Annotated in this window: 15 protein-coding genes; 5 read left to right on the top strand and 10 right to left on the bottom strand. The window is 60.1% G+C overall.

What is annotated here, in order from left to right:
* Positions 1 to 26: 26 nt before the first annotated feature.
* Positions 27 to 674: a PAQR family membrane homeostasis protein TrhA gene (trhA, locus tag ACL2XP_RS03215; RefSeq protein ID WP_413737132.1), complete on the bottom strand. Its 648-nt coding sequence runs from the start codon at positions 672 to 674 to the stop codon at positions 27 to 29.
* Between the two features lie 252 nt (positions 675 to 926).
* Between trhA and ACL2XP_RS03210 the strand changes: the two genes are divergently transcribed.
* Entirely contained in the window at positions 927 to 1535 is a 609-nt protein-coding gene (locus tag ACL2XP_RS03210) for an HD domain-containing protein (RefSeq protein WP_413737131.1), read from the top strand.
* A gap of 9 nt (positions 1536 to 1544) precedes the next feature.
* Here the strand turns inward: ACL2XP_RS03210 and ACL2XP_RS03205 are convergent, their stop codons facing one another.
* Together ACL2XP_RS03205 and mntR are read right to left on the bottom strand one after the other, a co-directional pair.
* Positions 1545 to 3710, bottom strand: a complete 2166-nt coding sequence (locus ACL2XP_RS03205; protein ID WP_413737130.1) for a YgiQ family radical SAM protein — start codon at positions 3708 to 3710, stop codon at positions 1545 to 1547.
* Positions 3711 to 3831: 121 nt separating this feature from the next.
* A complete protein-coding gene (gene mntR, locus ACL2XP_RS03200; protein ID WP_413737129.1) occupies positions 3832 to 4302 on the bottom strand; it encodes a manganese-binding transcriptional regulator MntR in 471 nt (156 codons plus the stop codon).
* Positions 4303 to 4584: 282 nt separating this feature from the next.
* Here mntR and ACL2XP_RS03195 point away from each other — a divergent pair, with 282 nt between their 5' ends.
* Genes ACL2XP_RS03195 through ACL2XP_RS03180 form a run of 4 tightly spaced genes read left to right on the top strand, consistent with a single transcriptional unit; the run spans position 4585 to position 8052 of the window.
* On the top strand, positions 4585 to 5481 hold the full coding sequence (locus ACL2XP_RS03195) for a metal ABC transporter substrate-binding protein (RefSeq protein ID WP_413737128.1): 897 nt from the start codon (positions 4585 to 4587) through the stop codon (positions 5479 to 5481).
* The gene (locus tag ACL2XP_RS03190) at positions 5478 to 6350 is read left to right on the top strand and encodes an ATP-binding cassette domain-containing protein (RefSeq protein ID WP_413737127.1); all 873 of its coding nucleotides are present in this window, start codon (positions 5478 to 5480) and stop codon (positions 6348 to 6350) included. Before ACL2XP_RS03195 ends, ACL2XP_RS03190 begins: the two co-directional genes overlap by 4 nt.
* On the top strand, positions 6347 to 7204 hold the full coding sequence (locus ACL2XP_RS03185; RefSeq protein ID WP_413737126.1) for a metal ABC transporter permease: 858 nt from the start codon (positions 6347 to 6349) through the stop codon (positions 7202 to 7204). The genes ACL2XP_RS03190 and ACL2XP_RS03185 overlap by 4 nt, the downstream gene beginning before the upstream one ends.
* Positions 7204 to 8052 (top strand): metal ABC transporter permease, encoded by an 849-nt coding sequence (locus ACL2XP_RS03180; RefSeq protein WP_413739068.1) that lies wholly within the window; start codon positions 7204 to 7206, stop codon positions 8050 to 8052. The genes ACL2XP_RS03185 and ACL2XP_RS03180 overlap by 1 nt, the downstream gene beginning before the upstream one ends.
* 27 nt (positions 8053 to 8079) lie before the next feature.
* Here ACL2XP_RS03180 and eptB read toward each other — a convergent pair whose 3' ends face one another.
* The 7 genes from eptB to pepP form a co-directional block, all read right to left on the bottom strand.
* Positions 8080 to 9732: a kdo(2)-lipid A phosphoethanolamine 7''-transferase gene (eptB, locus tag ACL2XP_RS03175; protein WP_413737125.1), complete on the bottom strand. Its 1653-nt coding sequence runs from the start codon at positions 9730 to 9732 to the stop codon at positions 8080 to 8082.
* Between the two features lie 301 nt (positions 9733 to 10033).
* Entirely contained in the window at positions 10034 to 12898 is a 2865-nt protein-coding gene (gene gcvP / locus ACL2XP_RS03170; RefSeq protein ID WP_413737124.1) for an aminomethyl-transferring glycine dehydrogenase, read from the bottom strand.
* 79 nt (positions 12899 to 12977) lie between these two features.
* A complete protein-coding gene (gcvH, locus tag ACL2XP_RS03165; RefSeq protein WP_413737123.1) occupies positions 12978 to 13370 on the bottom strand; it encodes a glycine cleavage system protein GcvH in 393 nt (130 codons plus the stop codon).
* A 26-nt stretch (positions 13371 to 13396) separates the two neighbouring features.
* Positions 13397 to 14494: a glycine cleavage system aminomethyltransferase GcvT gene (gene gcvT, locus ACL2XP_RS03160; protein ID WP_413737122.1), complete on the bottom strand. Its 1098-nt coding sequence runs from the start codon at positions 14492 to 14494 to the stop codon at positions 13397 to 13399.
* 360 nt (positions 14495 to 14854) lie between these two features.
* Entirely contained in the window at positions 14855 to 16069 is a 1215-nt protein-coding gene (gene ubiI / locus ACL2XP_RS03155; RefSeq protein WP_413737121.1) for an FAD-dependent 2-octaprenylphenol hydroxylase, read from the bottom strand.
* Positions 16070 to 16098: 29 nt separating this feature from the next.
* Positions 16099 to 17277, bottom strand: coding sequence for a 2-octaprenyl-6-methoxyphenyl hydroxylase (gene ubiH / locus ACL2XP_RS03150; RefSeq protein WP_413737120.1), 1179 nt, complete (start codon positions 17275 to 17277; stop codon positions 16099 to 16101).
* 2 nt (positions 17278 to 17279) lie between these two features.
* Positions 17280 to 18593, bottom strand: coding sequence for a Xaa-Pro aminopeptidase (gene pepP / locus ACL2XP_RS03145; protein ID WP_413737119.1), 1314 nt, complete (start codon positions 18591 to 18593; stop codon positions 17280 to 17282).
* Between the last annotated feature and the right edge of the window lie 25 nt (positions 18594 to 18618).

Here is an 18618-nt window from a genome sequence, read left to right as displayed (position 1 = left end):
CTGCGCGCCATGGATATCGGGGGCGGCTAGATATAAAGGTAAATCGCCAGGAAATGGCACAGGCTGCCGCCCAGCACAAAGCCATGCCAGATGGCGTGATTGAAAGGAATGCGGTTGCAGGCATAGAAAATCACGCCTACCGTATAAATCAGGCCGCCCACCGCCAGCAATGCCATGCCGCCCACCGGCAAGCGTTGCGCCAGTTGGTAAATCACCACCAGCGACAGCCAGCCCATGGTCAGATACGTGATAAGCGAAACCACTTCAAAACGGTGGGCGAACGCCAGTTTGAAAATCACCCCGAGCAGCGCCATGCTCCAGATAACGATCATCAGGCCCTTGGCCAGCGGCGAAGCCAGCCCCACCAGCAGGAACGGAGTATAGGTGCCGGCAATCAACAGGTATATGGCGCAGTGATCCATTTTTTTCAGCCAGCGCTTGGCGGGCGGATGGGGGATAGCGTGATACAGCGTGGAAGCCAGGAACAGCAGGATCATGCTGCCGCCGTATAAACTGTAGCTGGTGATCGCCGTGACGTCGGCCCCTACGCTACCGGCCTGCACCAGCAGCAGCACCAGGCCGACGATGCCGAAGATCAAACCGATGCCATGGCTGACGCTATTGGCGATCTCCTCCGCCAATGAGTATCCCTGAGCTAATAATTTATTAGCCATACTAAACATCCTCGAACGTAATTTGGCGATGATTTTACCAACGGCACATAGCTTAACTGAGAAGCATTCCAGTGTACACGTGTAAGCTGAAATAATTCGCTCCGCCGCATCGCTACCTTCCTCCCGCCCGGATTCCCCTACCCTATCATCCCCCCGCCGGGCGGGCAAAATCAGCCCTGGATCACATCATTCGAGTTTGCCGCGCTTTTGCCCTACAATGTTGCGCTTTACGATAGTGTTATTGGGGTATGTATGTCTGAGGTATTACCTGAATTGGCCTTTGGTGAACTGACCGAGGTGGTCGCTTTCCTGATGGAAATCGATAAGCTCAAAAGCATACAGCGCCGCACCAAGGTGCTGGGCACGCAGCGCCAGGAAAATACCGCCGAGCATAGCTGGCATTTCGCCGTGGGCGTTATGGCATTGGCCCCCTACGCCGGGCCGGAAGTGGATATCAACCGGGTGATCCGGATGGCGCTGGTGCATGATATTGTCGAAATCGACGCCGGCGACGTGCTGGTCTACGATCTGGCGGCGCGGGTGGCGGTGCAGGCCCAGGAAGAAGCGGCCGCCAAACGGCTGTTCGGCCTGCTGCCGGAACCGCAGCGGGAGCAGTTCCACCAGCTGTGGCTGGAGTATGAAGCGGGCGAAACCCCCAGCGCGCGTTTTGCCCTGGTGCTCGATCGCCTGATGCCGATCCTGATGAATCTGCATAACCGCGGGCAAAGCTGGGTGGAAAACGGCATCCGGCTGGAGCAGGTATTAACGCGCAATGCGTTTATCGCCGATGTCTATCCGGCGCTGTGGCAGCACCTTAAGCGCCACCTCGACCATGCCCAGCAAAACGGCTGGCTGAAGTAAGCCCCGGGCTTACGGCTTACGGCCGCGGGCCGGTTTGACCGGCGTTTTTTTCGCCGGCGTCCGCTGGCGGGTGATATCGGTGTGCCGGGTCAGCGCCGGACGGCTATGGCGCGGGTTCTGGCGCGCGGCGCGCTGCTCGTCAATCCCCGGCGCCGGCACCAGGCACTCGCTGCCGCCGCCAATCAAATGTTTCAGTCCCATCTCCTCCAGCGCGGCGCGGATCGACGCCGCATTGGCCGGATCGTGATAGCGCAATAGCGCTTTATGCAGCCGCCGCTGGCGATCGCCGCGGGGCACCACCACCTCTTCGCTTTTATAATCCACCTTCGCCAGCGGGTTCTTGCCGGTGTAATACATGGTGGTGGCGTTGGCCAGCGGCGACGGATAAAAGTTTTGCACCTGATCGAGGCGAAAGCGGTTTTTCTTGAGCCACAGCGCCAGATTGACCATGTCCATATCCCGCGTACCCGGATGGGCCGAAATAAAATAGGGAATCAAATATTGCTTTTTACCCGCCTCGGCGGAGTACCGGTCGAACAGCTCTTTAAAGCGGTAATAGCTGCCCATGCCCGGTTTCATCATTTTGGCCAGCGGCCCCGCCTCGGTGTGCTCAGGGGCGATTTTCAAATATCCCCCCACATGATGCAGCGCCAGCTCCTTGATATAGCGCGGGTCCTCCACCGCCAGATCGTAACGCACCCCGGAGGCGATCAGCACTTTCTTGATCCCTTTGATCGCGCGCGCGCGCCGATAGAGGGCGATGGTCGGTTCATGATCGGTATCCATATGCGTACAGATTTCCGGATAGACGCATGAGGATCGGCGGCAGGTCTGCTCGGCGCGCGGCGACTTGCAGCGCAGCATATACATATTGGCGGTCGGCCCGCCCAGATCGGAAATCACGCCGGTAAACGCCGGGACTTTATCGCGGATCTCTTCGATTTCCCGCACAATCGAGTCCTGCGAACGGCTTTGGATAATCCGCCCCTCATGTTCGGTAATCGAACAGAACGAACAGCCGCCGAAGCAGCCGCGCATGATATTCACCGATGAGTGGATCATCTCGTAGGCCGGAATGGCCGCTTTGCCGTACGACGGGTGCGGCACGCGCTGGAACGGCAGGGCGAACACGCGATCCATCTCGGGCGTGGTGAGCGGAATGGCGGGCGGGTTGATCCAGACAAAACGATCCCCGTGCTTTTGCATCAGCGCCCGCGCGCAGCCGGGGTTGGTTTCATGATGCAAAATGCGCGAGGCGTGCGCGTACATCACCTTGTCGCCCTTTACTTTTTCATAGGAAGGCAGCAAGACATAGGTCTTTTCCCAGGGTTTGGGTTTGGCCGCGCGCAGGGTTACGGGTTTGGCCTCCGACTCGGGCATCTTGCCGTCGGCACAGGGCAAATCGTCGCCGTAGGGATTAAGTATCGGCTCGATACGGCCCGGGCTGTCCAGGCGGGTGGAGTCCACCCCGCTCCATCCCGGCAGCGGCTCTTTACGCATCACCGCGGTGTTGCGCACATCATGGATAGCGGTAATCGCCTCGCCGGCCGCCAGCCGGTGGGCCAGCTCCACCAGCGGCCGCTCGCCGTTGCCGTAAATCAGCATATCGGCTTTGGCATCCACCAGCACCGAACGGCGCACGGTGTCGGACCAATAATCGTAGTGGGCGATACGCCGCAGGCTGGCCTCGATGCCGCCGAGGATCACCGGCACCTCTTTATAGGCTTCTTTACAGCGCTGGGTATACGCCAGGGTGGCGCGATCCGGACGCTTGCCGGCGACATTGCCCGGGGTATAGGCGTCGTCGTGGCGCAGCTTGCGATCGGCGGTGTAGCGGTTGATCATCGAATCCATATTGCCGGCGGTGACGCCGAAAAACAGGTTCGGTTTGCCCAGGCGCATAAAGTCGTCTTTGCTGGTCCAGTCCGGCTGGGCGATGATACCCACGCGGAACCCCTGGGATTCCAGCATGCGCCCGACAATCGCCATGCCGAAGCTGGGATGATCCACATAGGCGTCGCCGCAAACGATAATGATATCGCAGCTATCCCATTCCAATTGATCCATTTCGGCGCGCGACATCGGCAAAAACGGCGCGGTGCCGTAGCATTCCGCCCAGTAGGGTGGGTAGGAGAATAGTCCGCGTTCGGGTTGGATCAAACTGGTGGAGCCCATACATACACTCTTTGACAGGTTATTTCGCCGGGCGGCGATTATACCCGCACCCCACAAAATAAGTAGGGATCTTTATCAGTATTCCGTTGTTTCCGGCCCCGGAGGGTCAAGAACATCCTGCTTAGGCCCGCGAATCGGCCTGTTCGGTAAAGCAGCGGAAAATGGCCAGCGTTTCTTCGCTGACGTGATGTTCCAGTCCTTCGGCATCCCGGCGCGCCGTCTCGGGGCTGACGCCCAGCGCCAGCAGGAATGACTCGACGATCTGATGCCTTTCCCGGCTGCGGACCGCCAGCGCCTCGCCTTCGGCGGTCAGGAATACCCCGCGGTAAGGAAGTTGGCGAATCAGTCCCGCGGCGGCCAGCCGTTTGAGCATTTTTGCCACCGTGGGCTGGGATACCCCCAGGCGGGCGGCCAGTTCCACCTGGCGGACTTCCCCGTAATCGTTAATCAAGTCGGCGATCAGCTCGACATAATCATCCATTAATTCCGAGCGATGGGCCGCCCTGACCTGAAGGAAACCCTGGGCGTGTTCCTCTACGTCCACCAATTGGGTGGTACGGATCGGCAAAGCCGTTTTTTCAGGGTGGGTCATAATCTTTCCTCGTTATTTACGGCTAAAAATCCATCACCCTATGATGGCGGTATAAAGAATAGCATTGTTACCAAGGGCGTTGGTCAACAAATTGCCCTGAACTATCCCTGAACTATCCCTGATCTATTCCTGAAACTATTCCTGCACTATCCGTGAACGACCCGTGAACGATCCCGGGCGGCGCTGGGAGCGCCTAAGATTGCCTTTGCTATACAATATAGCTCATGCTATAAATGAATATTAAATCAACAACGATGAACCGCTGCCCCCAGGAGTTGCACTATGTTTAGAACCGCGCCGATACGGCTGATCCTGCTTGGCATGGCGCTGCTGCTCGCCAGCGCTGGCGCCCTGGCACAAAAAAAATTCACGGTCATCACCACCTTTACCGTGATTCAGGACATCACGCAAAATGTGGCCGGCGACGCGGCGATCGTTGAGTCGATCACTAAACCCGGGGCGGAGATCCATGATTACCAACCCACGCCGCGGGATATCGTCAAGACCCAGTCGGCGGATCTGATCCTGTGGAACGGTTTGAACCTGGAGCGCTGGTTTACGCGCTTTTTCGACAATATCCACGATGTGCCGTCGGCGGTGGTGAGCGAAGGCATCGACCCGCTGCCCATCCGCGAAGGGCCGTATAACGGCAACCCCAATCCCCATGCCTGGATGTCGGCCGCCAATGCGCTGGTCTACGTTGAAAATATCCGCCAGGCCCTGGTGAAGTACGACCCGGCCAACGCCGAGACCTACGATCGCAACGCCCGCGCGTACGCGGCCAAAATTTCCGCCGTGGATGCCCCGCTGCGCGCCCGGCTGGCCAATATTCCCGCCGCCCAGCGCTGGCTGGTCACCAGCGAAGGCGCCTTTAGCTATCTGGCCCGGGACTATGGGATGCAAGAAGCCTATTTATGGCCGATCAACGCCGAGGAGCAAGGCACCCCCCAGCAGGTGCGGCGGGTAATAGATACGGTACGCGAGCGCCATATTCCGGTAGTGTTCAGCGAAAGCACGATTTCCGATAAATCCGCTCGCCAGGTCAGCCAGGAAACCGGCGCGCGCTACGGCGGCGTGCTGTATGTGGATTCCCTGTCGGCCAAAGGCGGACCGGTGCCGGATTATCTTAGTCTACTTAACGTTACCGTCGATACCATTGCCAGAGGATTCGGCCAATGAATGCCAGCGACTACCAGCCCGATCTACGGGTGAACGATATCACCGTCACCTATAACAATGGCCATACCGCCATCCATAACGCCAGCTTCCGGCTCACCGGCGGCACCATTTGCGCGCTGGTCGGCATCAACGGCAGCGGCAAATCCACCCTGTTCAAAAGCATCATGGGCATGGTGCGGCCCTCCGGGGGTACGGTTACGCTTGACGGCCTGCCGGTGGCCAAGGCCCTGCGCAAAAACCTGATTGCCTATGTGCCGCAGACCGAAGAAGTGGACTGGAATTTTCCGGTGCTGGTCGCCGACGTGGTCATGATGGGACGCTATGGCAAAATGTCTTTTTTACGTATTCCCTCCGCCGAAGATAAAGCCCAGGTTCAGCGGGCGCTGGCCCGCGTCGGCATGGACGGCCTGGCCCGGCGCCAGATCGGCGAGCTGTCCGGCGGACAGCGCAAGCGGGTATTTCTGGCGCGCGCGCTGGCCCAGCAGGGCGGCATTATGCTGCTCGACGAACCGTTTACCGGCATCGATGTGCAAACGGAAAACGCCATCATCGACCTGTTGAAGTCCCTGCGCGCGGAGGGCCATCTGATCCTGGTTTCGACCCATAACCTGGCCAGCATTCCCGAATTCTGCGATCGGGTGGTATTGATTAACCGCACCGTGCTGGCCGCGGGTCCCATCGGCGCCACCTTTACCCAGCAAAACCTGGAGCGCGCGTTTGGCGGCCGGCTGCGCCATATTAACCTGGCCGCCATTCCATTACCGGCGCAAGCGGTTGCGCCCTGCCAAGTCACCCCCATCGCCGCCGGCCCCCTGGCCGGGGCGGCCCCGACGGGCCAGCCAACCGCCGGTAAGCAGGCATCATCATGATGGCGCTGTTATTAGAACCGTTTCACTATGAGTATATGTCCAAGGCCATTTGGGTCAGCGCGATTGTCGGCGGGGTATGCGCGTTTCTCTCGGCGTACCTGATGCTCAAAGGCTGGTCGCTGATGGGCGATGCGTTGTCCCACTCGGTGGTGCCCGGCGTGGCGGGAGCCTACGCCCTGGGATTGCCCATCGCCGCCGGCGCATTTATCACCGGCATGCTGGCGGCGCTGGTCATGACGCTGGTACGCCATTACACCCGCCTGCGCGAAGACGCCATTATCGGTTTTGTGTTTACTACCTTTTTTGCCGTCGGCTTATTGATCGTCTCGCTTAACCCTACCTCGGTAAACGTGCAATCGATTATTTTCGGCAATATCCTGGGCATCGCCGACGAGGATGTGCTCCAGGTGCAAATTATCAGCGGCGCCTCGTTTATCGTGCTGTGCGTTATCTGGAAAGATCTGCTGGCGGTATTTTTTGATGAAGGCCACGCCGTTTCCATCGGCCTGTCGCCGCTGCGGCTGAAGATTATCTTTTTCACCCTGCTTAGCGCCTGTACCGTGGCCGCGCTGCAAACCGTCGGGGCGATCCTGGTGATCGCCATGGTGATCACCCCCGGCGCCACGGCGTACCTGCTCACCGACCGCTTCCCGCGCCTGATTATGATTGCGGTAGCCACCGGCACCCTGACCAGCGCCTGCGGCGCGTGGCTAAGCTATTTCCTCAACGGCGCCACCGGCGGGGTCATTGTCAGCCTGCAAACCCTGGTATTTTTGCTGGCGTTGGTGTTTGCGCCCAAGCACGGGCTGCTGGCCGCCAGGCTGCGCCGTAAAACGCCGCGGGGGGCTTTATGATGGAATGGGTGGATATTCTGACGGCGCCGCTGGGTTTTCCGTTTATGCAACGGGGGCTGATAGCGGCCATCGCCACCGGCGCGGTGTGCGCCATTTTGTCATGCTTCCTGGTGCTCAAAGGCTGGTCGCTGATGGGCGATGCGATTTCCCACGCGGTGTTGCCCGGGGTAATCCTGGCGTATATCGCCGGTTTGCCGATTATTATCGGCGCTTTTGGGTCGGGGATTTTTTGCGCCCTGGCCACCGGCTATATTAAAGATCGCTGCCGGGTCAAGGAGGATACGGTGATGGGCATCGTGTTCTCGGGTATGTTTGCCCTTGGGCTGGTGCTGTTTTCGCGCATCGATACCGATCAGCACCTCAGCCATATCCTGTTCGGCAATATGCTGGGCATTACCCCGGCCGAGCTGTGGCAGGTATTGGCCATCGCCGGCGCGGTATCATTGATCGTGCTGGTAAAACGCCGGGATCTGATGCTTTACTGTTTTGATCCGGCCCAGGCCCGGGTTTTGGGACTGTCGGTGAACCTGCTGCATTACGGCCTGTTATCCCTGCTGGCGCTGGCGATTGTAGCCGCTCTGCAGGCGGTGGGCGTCATACTGGTGATCGCCATGCTGATTGCCCCCGGCATCACCGCCGCCCAGCTCTGCCGCCGCTTTGATGCCATGCTGCTGGCGGCGGTGCTGGTATCGGTGTCCTCTTGCATTACCGGCACGCTGATCGGTTTTTATATCGACGGCGCCACCGGCCCCTGTATCGTCATCGTCCAGGCCTGCCTGTTCGTCATGGCGCAGATCTACCGGCTGGCCGCGCACGCCGCACGCCAGCGCGCGGTCAGCCTGCCGTAACCGGGCCGCGGCAGCGGCGCTTGTCCGCTACTGCGCCTGGCACCAGTTATGCTGTTTAACGATGCCGCCGTCGGGGGAGGTAAAGCCGATACACCCCAAAACGGAGTCGAACAGTTTTTCATGGAACACCGGCGTTTTGGCCGCCGCCAGGGCGCGCAGCCGTTGAAACGCCGCCTGGTGATCGCTCTGCTTGAGAAAGCCGTCCGACGCCCAGACCATTATCGGTATAGTACGCTGCGCGATAGGCGCGTGGTCGCGGGGCGTGCCGTGAAAATGCATATTTTTCGAGATCGATTCGCCATGGTCCGAGGCATAAAACACAATGGCCTTGCGATCGCGCAGCTGGTTAAACACCTGCTCAAGGAAATAATCGGTATATAGCAGGCTGTTATCATAGGAATTAACCAGCTCCTCGGTCGAGCACGCATCGTCAATGCCCTGGCACTCCGGCTGATAGCGGGCAAACCGGCGCGGATAGCGTTCCGTATACATATAGTGGGACCCCTTGGTATGCAGCACGATTAAATGCCTGCCGTCGGGATGCCGCGCCAGGGAATCCTGCAGCTCGCCGACCAGCGCCATATCGTCCACCGGTTTGCCCGCGTTGCGCTTTTCCGCCTGGATGGTTTCGCGCAGGGCATAATCATCGGCCATCACTTTATTATAAAACCAGGCCTCGCTTTGCATGGAAAACAGCTCCGAGCTGAACCCTTGTTTTTTTAGCACCGAAAACACATTCATCTCTTTCAAGGTGCGCTGCGGCGCTTCGGATGCGCCCCCTTCCCGGACAAACATACAGCGCAGGGATAGCTTGGTGGACGTATCGCAGGAGTAGCCCTGCAGCAGGGCCAGGTTGCGCTCGCGGTCCAGGTTCGGCGTATTATCGCGCCGGTAGCCGTAGGCCCCCATATGATCGCGGCGCGCGCTCTCGCCGATGATAAACACCACGTATAAGTCGTCGGCATCCTTCGGCGCGATATAGGTAAAGTGCTCAGCAGGATCGAACAGGGTGCGGCTGTCCTCCGCCTGGCTGTAAGAGCTGTAGATCAGCATGCCCAGGGCCGACAGCCAGTTGGACGGCGAGTAGGAGCCGGCGACCACCCCGCCGTAGCTGGCCATGGTGCGATTGTCTTGCCGATCGTGTCGGTCCTGTACCTGCCCCATCAATTTCAGGGGCAGCCAGCAGCATAAGCCGGCGGTCACGATCAGCAGGCTTTTTTTGGTGATGCGCCGTACGCTGGTTTTCCGCAAGGCCGCTTCCGGCATCGGCGCCAGCCAGATAAACACCAGCGGTATCAGGCTGGCCAGCACCACCCACAACACAAAGTGATACCCCACCGACTCCTTGGATAAATCCACATCGGTGGTCATCACCGCGGCCAGGATGCCGTAGCCGATATCAACGTTGTACAGCACCATATAATAACTGGCGGCCACCGAGCTCAACACCAGCAATGTCACCAGGACGCGGTAGAGGGTTTTGCCGAACAGCGACAGCAGCATCGCCAGTAAAAATACCAGCGAAAACAGCGCCAGCATCTCGGTAAGCAGCGAAAGGACGTTATCGTATTGCAAATGCTGGTAGCGGCGGATCAGGATGGGGAGGTTAAGGATAATCCCGATATATAACGCGATAAACAGGGAGATGCTGAGTTGGGACACATGCAGAAGCTTTCTCATTAATTACGTTGTTCTCATGATGATTGATTGCCGGCCGGTACCCGCTCTGCTTAAGCATCCCGCCCAATCAAGATTTCGACTATCACATCGCAGCCGCTGAATAATGTTTGTCGGACAAATATTTTCCCTAACCAGTTCCCACAGACCGGCTAAATGCCGACGTTATAGTGTAACGATACATGTTGTCCGCCCGCGGGATGCGTTTTTTACGGCACGCAAAAAACGCCGGCCCCCAACCCGGGCCGGCGTATTACCGGAACAGGCGGGGGGCCGGAGGCTTAAGCGGATGCGTCGGCGTGGCTTATTCGTAATCCTCGATCGGTACACAGGAACAGAACAGATTGCGATCGCCATAGACGTCATCCAGGCGTTTTACGCTCGGCCAGTACTTATTGCCATAACCGGCCGGGAAGGCCGCCGTTTCGCGGCTGTACGGATGGGACCAGTCCCCCGCCAGTTCGCGTTCGATATGGGGCGCGTTCACCAGCGGATTGTCGTCCAGCGGCCATTCGCCGGCGGCGACCCGATCGATTTCGCCGCGGATGGCCAGCATCGCGTCGATAAAGCGATCCAGTTCCACCTGGCTTTCCGATTCGGTCGGTTCCACCATCAGCGTGCCGGCCACCGGGAACGACATGGTAGGCGCATGGAAACCGTAATCAATCAGGCGCTTGGCGATATCCATTTCGCTGATGCCGCTGATATCTTTCAGCGGGCGGATATCCAGAATGCACTCATGGGCCACTCGTCCGTCGCGCCCGGTATACAGCACCGGAAACGCCGACTGCAAACGGCTGGCGATATAGTTGGCATTCAGGATCGCCACCTGGCTGGCCTGCTTGAGACCCTGGGCGCCCATCATGCGGATATACATCCAGCTGATCGGCAGGATTGATGCGCTGCCGAACGGCGCGGCGCTCACGGCGCCCTGCCTGGTCAGCACGCCGTCGATGCGTACCACGGCATGGCCGGGCACGAACGGCGCCAGATGCGCCTTCACGCCGATGGGGCCCATGCCCGGCCCGCCGCCGCCGTGGGGGATGCAGAAGGTTTTATGCAGATTCAGGTGGGAAACATCCGCGCCGATATAACCCGGCGAAGTGATGCCCACCTGGGCATTCATATTGGCGCCGTCCAGGTAAACCTGGCCGCCGTACTGGTGCACGATTTGGCAAACTTCGCGAATCGTCTCCTCATATACGCCGTGGGTCGACGGATACGTCACCATGATGCACGACAGGCGATCGCCGGCCTGCTCGGCCTTCTGGCGCAAATCATGTAAATCGATATTGCCGTTTTTATCGCAGGCCACCACGGTGACCGACATGCCGGCCATTTGCGCCGACGCCGGGTTGGTGCCGTGGGCGGAACTGGGGATCAGGCAAATGGTGCGCCCGCCGTCGTTGCGGCTTTCATGATAACGGCGGATCGCCAGCATTCCGGCATATTCGCCCTGCGCCCCGGAGTTGGGCTGCATGCACAGCGCGTCATAACCGGTCAATTGCACCAGCCAGCGGGAGAGCTGGGCAATCATCTGCTGGTAGCCGGCGGCCTGCCCGGTGGGACAAAACGGATGCAGATCGGCGAATTCCGGCCAGGTGATGGGGATCATCTCGGCGGCGGCATTGAGTTTCATGGTGCAAGAACCGAGCGGGATCATCGCCTGGTTAAGAGCCAGATCCTTGCGTTCCAGCTGATGCATATAACGCATCATCTCCGTTTCGCTGTGATAACGGTTAAATACCGGATGCGTCAGGATCGGCGTCGTGCGCAGCAGATCCGCCGGAATCACCGCGGCAATACCGGCATCGAGGGCGTCGATATCCAGTACCTGGTCGCCGCCGGTCAACACGCCATACAGCGCGGCGATATCGTCGCGGCCGGTGGTTTCATCCAGGGTGACGCCTACCGCGCCGTCCAGGTCGCTGCGCAGGTTAATGCCGCGCGCCAGCGCGCGGTTAATCACGGCGTCCCGGTCCGCGGTTTCCACGGTCAGGGTATCGAACCAGCGGCTATGGCGCAGCTTGAGGCCCGCCGCCGTCAGTCCCGCGGCCAGGATCGACGTCAGGCGGTGAATGCGCCCGGCGATGCGCTTAAGCCCCGCGGGGCCGTGGTATACGGCGTACAGGCCGGCAATATTGGCCAGCAGCACCTGCGACGTACAAATATTGGAATTGGCTTTCTCGCGGCGGATATGCTGCTCGCGGGTTTGCATCGCCATGCGCAGGGCGGTGCTGCCCGCCGCATCGCGGGATACGCCGATAATACGCCCCGGCATGGATCTTTTTACGTCGTCGCGGGCGGCAAAAAACGCCGCATGCGGGCCGCCGTAGCCCATGGGCACGCCAAAACGCTGGGACGACCCGAATACCACATCGGCGCCCTGCGCGCCCGGGGCCGCCAGCAGTACCAGCGCCATCATATCGGCCGCCACGCAGCTGATGATTTTACGATTTTTCAATTCGGCCAGCACGGCGCGATAATCATGCAGCTCGCCGGTGGTGCCCGCCTGCTGTAGCAATACGCCAAATACCCCGGCCAGTTCCAGCGCGTCGGCGGCCTTGCCGGTGACGATCTCGAAACCAAAGGTGCCGGCGCGGGTGCGCACCACATCCAGAGTTTGCGGATGGACGTCATCGGCGACAAAAAAGACATTGGCCTGTTTGAGCTTGCTGGCGCGTTTGGCCAGCGCCATGGCTTCCGCGGCCGCGGTGGCCTCATCGAGCAGCGAGGCGGAAGCGATATCCAGGCCGGTCAGATCAAGAGTCAGCTGCTGGAAGTTAAGCAAGGCTTCGAGACGGCCTTGGGAGACTTCCGGCTGATAAGGGGTATAGGCGGTGTACCAGCCGGGGTTTTCCAGCATATTGCGCAGGATCACCGGCGGGGTAATCACCGCGCTGTAGCCCATGCCGATATAGGTTTTATAGCGCTGGTTAAGACCGGCGATGGCTTTAAGTTCCGCCAGCGCCTGCGCTTCGGTCGCCGCATCCCCTACCGCGGGAGGGGCTGAAAGTTGAATATCAGCCGGAACAATTTGTTTGATCAGGTCATCAAGGGTGCCGGCGCCGATGGCCGACAGCATATGCGCCTGCTGGCGCGCGCCGGGGCCGATATGGCGCTCGATAAAGGCATCATTATGTTCAAGCTGGCTGAGAGTCTGGGTCATAAACAACACTTCCTGCATCGGGCATGGGACGGGGAATCACACAAGGCAAGGCCCCGGAACAGCGTCCGGGGCGTTCGGGTCAGTCGTCGTCTTCGATGGAGGCCTCGTAGGCGTCGGCATCGAGCAAGCTTTCGACTTCGCTTTCGTCGCTGGCTTGAATACGGAACAGCCAGCCGTCGGTATAAGGCGCGCTGTTAACCAGTTCAGGCGAAGCTTCCAACTCTTCATTCACCGCCACGATTTCACCGGCGATAGGGGCATAGATATCCGATGCGGCTTTCACCGACTCGGCTACCGCGCAATCATCGCTGGCGGCGAAAACGGTGCCGACTTCCGGCAAATCGATAAATACCATGTCGCCCAGCAGTTCCTGGGCGTGTTCGGTAATACCGACGGAATAAATACCCGCGCCTTCGTTGCGCACCCACTCATGGGAGGTAGTGTATTTTAGCTCTTGCGGCACGTTGCTCATTGCCTTCCTCACTCTTGCAAAGTTAATTATTGAACGACCGGTTTACCGGCGCGGACAAAACCAGGTTTGGTTACCTTAACCGGCATTTCGCGGTTACGGAGTAATACTATGGCCTGCTCGCCGATACCGGCGGGCACGCGGGCCAGGGCAATGCTGTATCCCAAAGTGGGCGAGAACGAACCGCTGGTGATCGCACCCGTTTTCATATTACCGGCCGCGTCGGTAAAGTGCACGGTCAGACCGTTGCGCAGCACTCCTTTCGCCGTCATGACCAGGCCGACCAATTGTTCGGTGCCGTCGCGCCGCTGGGCTTCCAGCGCCTCGCGGCCGATAAAATCACGATCTTCCGGCTGCCAGGCGATGGTCCAGCCCATATTGGCGGCCAGCGGCGAAACGCGCTCGTCCATTTCCTGCCCGTAAAGGTTCATGCCGGCTTCCAGGCGCAGCGTATCCCGCGCCCCCAGTCCGCAGGGCTTGACGCCCGCCGCCAGTAATTTTTGCCAGAAGTCCCCGGCCTGGGTTTTCGGCAGCGCGATTTCAAAACCGGCTTCGCCGGTATAGCCGGTGGTGGCGATAAAAAAGTCGCCCGACTGCACGCCAAAGAAGGGTTTCATGCCGGCCACCGCCGCCTGCTGGCCGGCAGTGAACAGCGTGCGGGCCTTTTCCTGCGCCTGCGGTCCCTGCACCGCAATCAGCGCCAGATCGTCGCGCACCGTAACCTCAACGCTGTAAGGCTCGGCGTGATCGGTTACCCAGTTCACATCTTTTTCACGGGTGGCGGAGTTCACCACCAGGCGAAACTCGGTTTCGTTGAGGAAATAGACAATCAGATCGTCAATCACCCCGCCCGACGCGTTAAGCATCCCGGTATAAAGCGCTTTGCCGGGCACGGCCAGCTTGGCCACGTCGTTAGCCAGCAAATAGCGCAGGAATTCACGGGTACGGGGACCTTTGAGGTCGATGATGGTCATATGGGAAACATCAAACATGCCCGCGTCGCGGCGGACCTGGTGATGTTCTTCCAGCTGCGAGCCGTAATGCAGCGGCATCATCCAACCATGGAAATCCACCATTTTCGCGCCGCACGCAATGTGCTGTTCATAAAGCGATGTCAGCTGGGCCATCTGTTCCTCTTTGTCTTGGTCGTTTATTCCGGGGAAATCACAATGAATGTTACGCCGCGCCGCCCGGGGGAGCGGGGCAACGCAAACGATACCTTTGGCCAGAAGTTACCACCTAATCCCAGGGGAAACCATAAATTAAATTATGCATGCGCGCCGCGGGCGCAGGAGGAAACCAGGCGGGATGGACAGCATATTATACTGATACATGGCTTATTGCGGCGCATAAACCACAGCGCGGAGCCGGCAAAAGCCAAATATGATAACAAAAAGTGCCGCTGCGGGATGGGATGAAAAACTCTTTTCCCCGCTTCGCATTAGAAAATATAATGCAAAGCAGAGGGTAAAATTAGATTATTTCAGTCAAACGGCGTCCCGCTCCAGCCATTCCGGCAGGTCGTTAAGCCCCATGGCCTGACGGATTAAACGGGGTTTGATTCCCGGCAGCGTATCGGCCAGGCGCAGCCCGGCGTCGCGGGCCCATTTCTTTAACGGATTATTGCCGTCGAACAGCTCCCGCAAGCCTTGCATACCGGCCAGCATCACGGCGGCGCTGTGCTTGCGGCGGCGCTCATAGCGGCGCAGGTAGGGGTAATGGCCGATATCTTTGCCGGCCTGTTGCAGCCGCTGCAGCTGCGTTAATAATTCCGCGACATCCATAAATCCCAGATTGACGCCCTGCCCGGCCAGCGGATGGACCGTATGGGCCGCATCGCCAGCCAGCACCAGCCGGTGGGCGGCAAAATCGCGGGCATACCGGGCGGTTAATGGGAACGTCAGGCGCTCGCTTTGCAACGCGCATAATCCCAGCGTCAGGTTGAAATGACGCGCCAGGTGCGCGTTAAACGCGTCGGGCGGCATAACCAGCCGCTGCGCGGCGGCGTCGGGGGGCAGCGACCAGACAATGGAGCACAGATCGGGCTGGCCGAGGGGCAGGAAAGCCAAAATGCCGTCGCCATGAAACGCCTGGCGGGCGATGCCGCCATGTGGCCGCTCGGTGCGAATGGTGGCCACCAGGGCATGATGCTGATAATCGCGGAAGGTCAGCGGGATATCGGCATAACGGCGCAGCCAGGAATTGGCGCCGTCCGCCCCCACCACCAGCCGGGCGGTCAGCATGCGATCGTCTTCCAGGGTAATGAACGCCTCGTTTTCCCCCCAGGCGATCCGGCGCAGCGCCGCCGGGCAAAACAGGGTGACGTCCGATAACCGTTCGGCCCGCCGCCACAGCGCCTGATGAATCACCGCGTTCTCGACGATGTGGCCCAGGTGGGCATACCCCAGCGCGCTGCCGTCAAAGGCAATTTTGCCGAAGCTGTCGTTATCCCAGACTTCCATGCCGCGATAAGGGTTGGCGCGCAGGGCGACGATATCGTCCCACACCTGCAAATGCTCCAGCAATCGCTGGCTGGCGGCATTAATGGCGGATACGCGCAGCGCGGGGCGATCGGCGGGAGGCACGGGTTCAGGGAGCTGCTGTTCCACCACGGCCACCCGCATCCCGCTGCCCTGCAACCCACAGGCCAGCGCCAGGCCTACCATCCCGCCGCCGTTGATGACCACGTCAAATGCTTGCATAGCTGTCGAATCCTTGTTAACCATCGGGCCTAACGCGCTACCCAGCCCAATGTCTGGCGCGCGAGCGCGTCGCGCAAAGTGGATGAAGCGGCCATGGATAACAGACCGAGATTGCGCGCCGCCACCAGCGGGAAATGCTGGTTGGCGAACACATTAATCAATCCGTCGGTGATACCCACCGTGGCGCTTTGATCGGGTAAACGCCGTTGCTGATAACGCTCAAGCGTGGCATAGGCGCCGATATCCGCGCCATTGTCCAGGGCGGCGGCCAGCGTTTCCGCCAGCGTCATCACGTCCCGCAATCCCAGGTTAAAACCCTGCCCGGCAATGGGATGCAGGGTCTGCGCCGCATTGCCCACCAGCGCCAGGCGATGGCTGATATGGCGCGTGGCGGTGCGCAGCTGCAGCGGATAACATTGCCGCTGCCCGACGGCGGTAATGCGCCCCAGCCGCCAGCCGAACTCCCCTTGCAGCGCGTCGATAAACTGCCCGTCGCTCCAGGCGGCGACATCCTCGCGGCGGGACAGCGGCAGACACCATACCAGAGAGCTGCGCCCGCGGGACATCGGCAACATGGCCAGCGGCCCGTGTTCGGTGAAGCGCTCGAAAGCCCGCCCGTCATGGGGCAACGCGGTACTGACGTTGGCGATCACCGCCAACTGCGGGTAATCCTGCTGCCGCCACCGGATATCGCACCCCTGGGCCGCCAGGGAATGCGATCCGTCCGCCGCCACCAGTAGCCGCCCGGTCAAACGCTCGCCGGTATCCAGGGTCACCAGCGTGTCGTCCTGCCGGCGGGCGATGTCCTTGAGTGTAGCAGGGCAATGCAGCCTTACGCCGGGGGCGCGGCGCAATAAGGCGAACAGCCGCTGGCCCGCATCATACAGCTCCACCACGGACCCCAGGGCGGGCAAACGGTAATCCCGCGCCGCGAGCCGCACCCGGCCGATATGGCCGCGATCGCTGACCTGGACCTCGGTGATGGCCGTGGCGCAGGGGCCGAGCGACGGCCAGACGCCGATGGCGGTAAGCTGCTGGCACGTCCCCTGGGCCAGGGCGATGGCGCGGGCATCATAACCCGGGTGCGCGCGGCTTTCGGGCGCAGCGGCTTCCACCAGATCGATGGCCAGCCGGCCGCCGGTCATATGGGACAAGGCCAGCGCCAGCGTGGCGCCGGCCATGCCGCCGCCGATAATAATCACCGACACGGTTAGCGGGCCGCCGCCATCAGCGCTTCGATGGCCTCCGGATCTTTTACCACCGAGTCGGTTAGATTTTCATTGCCCTGCGCGGTGATCACGATATTGTCTTCGATACGGATGCCGATGCCGCGATATTCCTGGGGAACCTCCGCATCCGCGGCGATATAGATGCCCGGCTCAATGGTCAGCACCATGCCGGGTTCCAGCATGCGGCCGCGCTCCGGCATGCCGTAATCGCCCACATCATGCACATCCAGCCCCAGCCAGTGGCTGAGCCCATGCATAAAAAACTGCCGGTGCGCCTGGACGGCGATAAGCTCGGTCACCTCCCCTTTCAGCACGCCCAGCGCCACCAGCCCGGTGACCATGATGCGCACCGCATGTTCATTGACTTCGCGGATACTGACGCCCGGTTTGTACAATTCCAGAGAGGTTTGCAGCATGGCCAGCACGATGTCGTAAATGGCCCGCTGCGCCGGGCTGAATTTGCCGTTTACCGGGAAAGTGCGCGTAATATCGCCGGCATAACCCTGATATTCACAGCCGGCGTCAATCAGTACCAGATCGCCGTCGCGCATTTGCGTTTCGTTTTCGGTGTAGTGCAAAATGCAGCCGTTTTCGCCGCTGCCCACAATGGTGTTGTAGGAAGGATAGCGGGCGCCGTGCTGGTTGAATTCATGGAGGATTTCGCCTTCCAGCTGGTATTCGTACCGGCCGGGCCGGCAGGCTCGCATGGCGCGGGTGTGGCCCAGCGCGGTAATTTTGCAGGCCTGGCGCAGCACCGCCAGCTCCTCGGGAGATTTAAACAGGCGTAATTCATGTACCCAGGGACGCCAGTCCGTCAGGGTGTCGGGCGCGCTCAATTGCTGGCGCGACCCGCGACGCAGTATATCCAGGGCATTAAACACCAGGGTATCGGCAAAGGCGTATTCCCCCTGGGCGTGGTAGACCACATCCAGGCCGTTAAGCAGCAAATGCAATTGCTGGTGAATCTCATCCCACGGCAAGGCGCGGTCCACCGCCAGTTTGGCCGGTGCGGCGTCCTGGCCCAGCCTGCGGCCGAACCAGATTTCAGCGCTGAGATCGCGCACCCGGTTAAACAGCACGCTGTGATGGTGGGTTTCGTCGCTTTTAATCAGGATCAACGCCGCTTCCGGCTCGTTGAAGCCGGTAAAATACCAGAAGTCGCTGTTCTGACGATAAGGATATTCACTATCGGCGCTTCGCTTCGCCTCGGGCGCGGCGAAGATTACGGCGGCGCTGGCCGGGGCCATTTTCGCCAGTAATGCCTGACGACGGCGTAAATATTCTTGTGGTGTCATCACTTTCTCCTGCCATGTAAGGGGT

Source organism: Sodalis sp. RH21 (genome assembly GCF_047324175.1).
GTDB lineage: Bacteria > Pseudomonadota > Gammaproteobacteria > Enterobacterales > Enterobacteriaceae > Acerihabitans.
The sequence above is the reverse complement of the archived record's forward strand: the minus strand, read 5'-3'. Positions and strand labels throughout refer to the sequence as shown.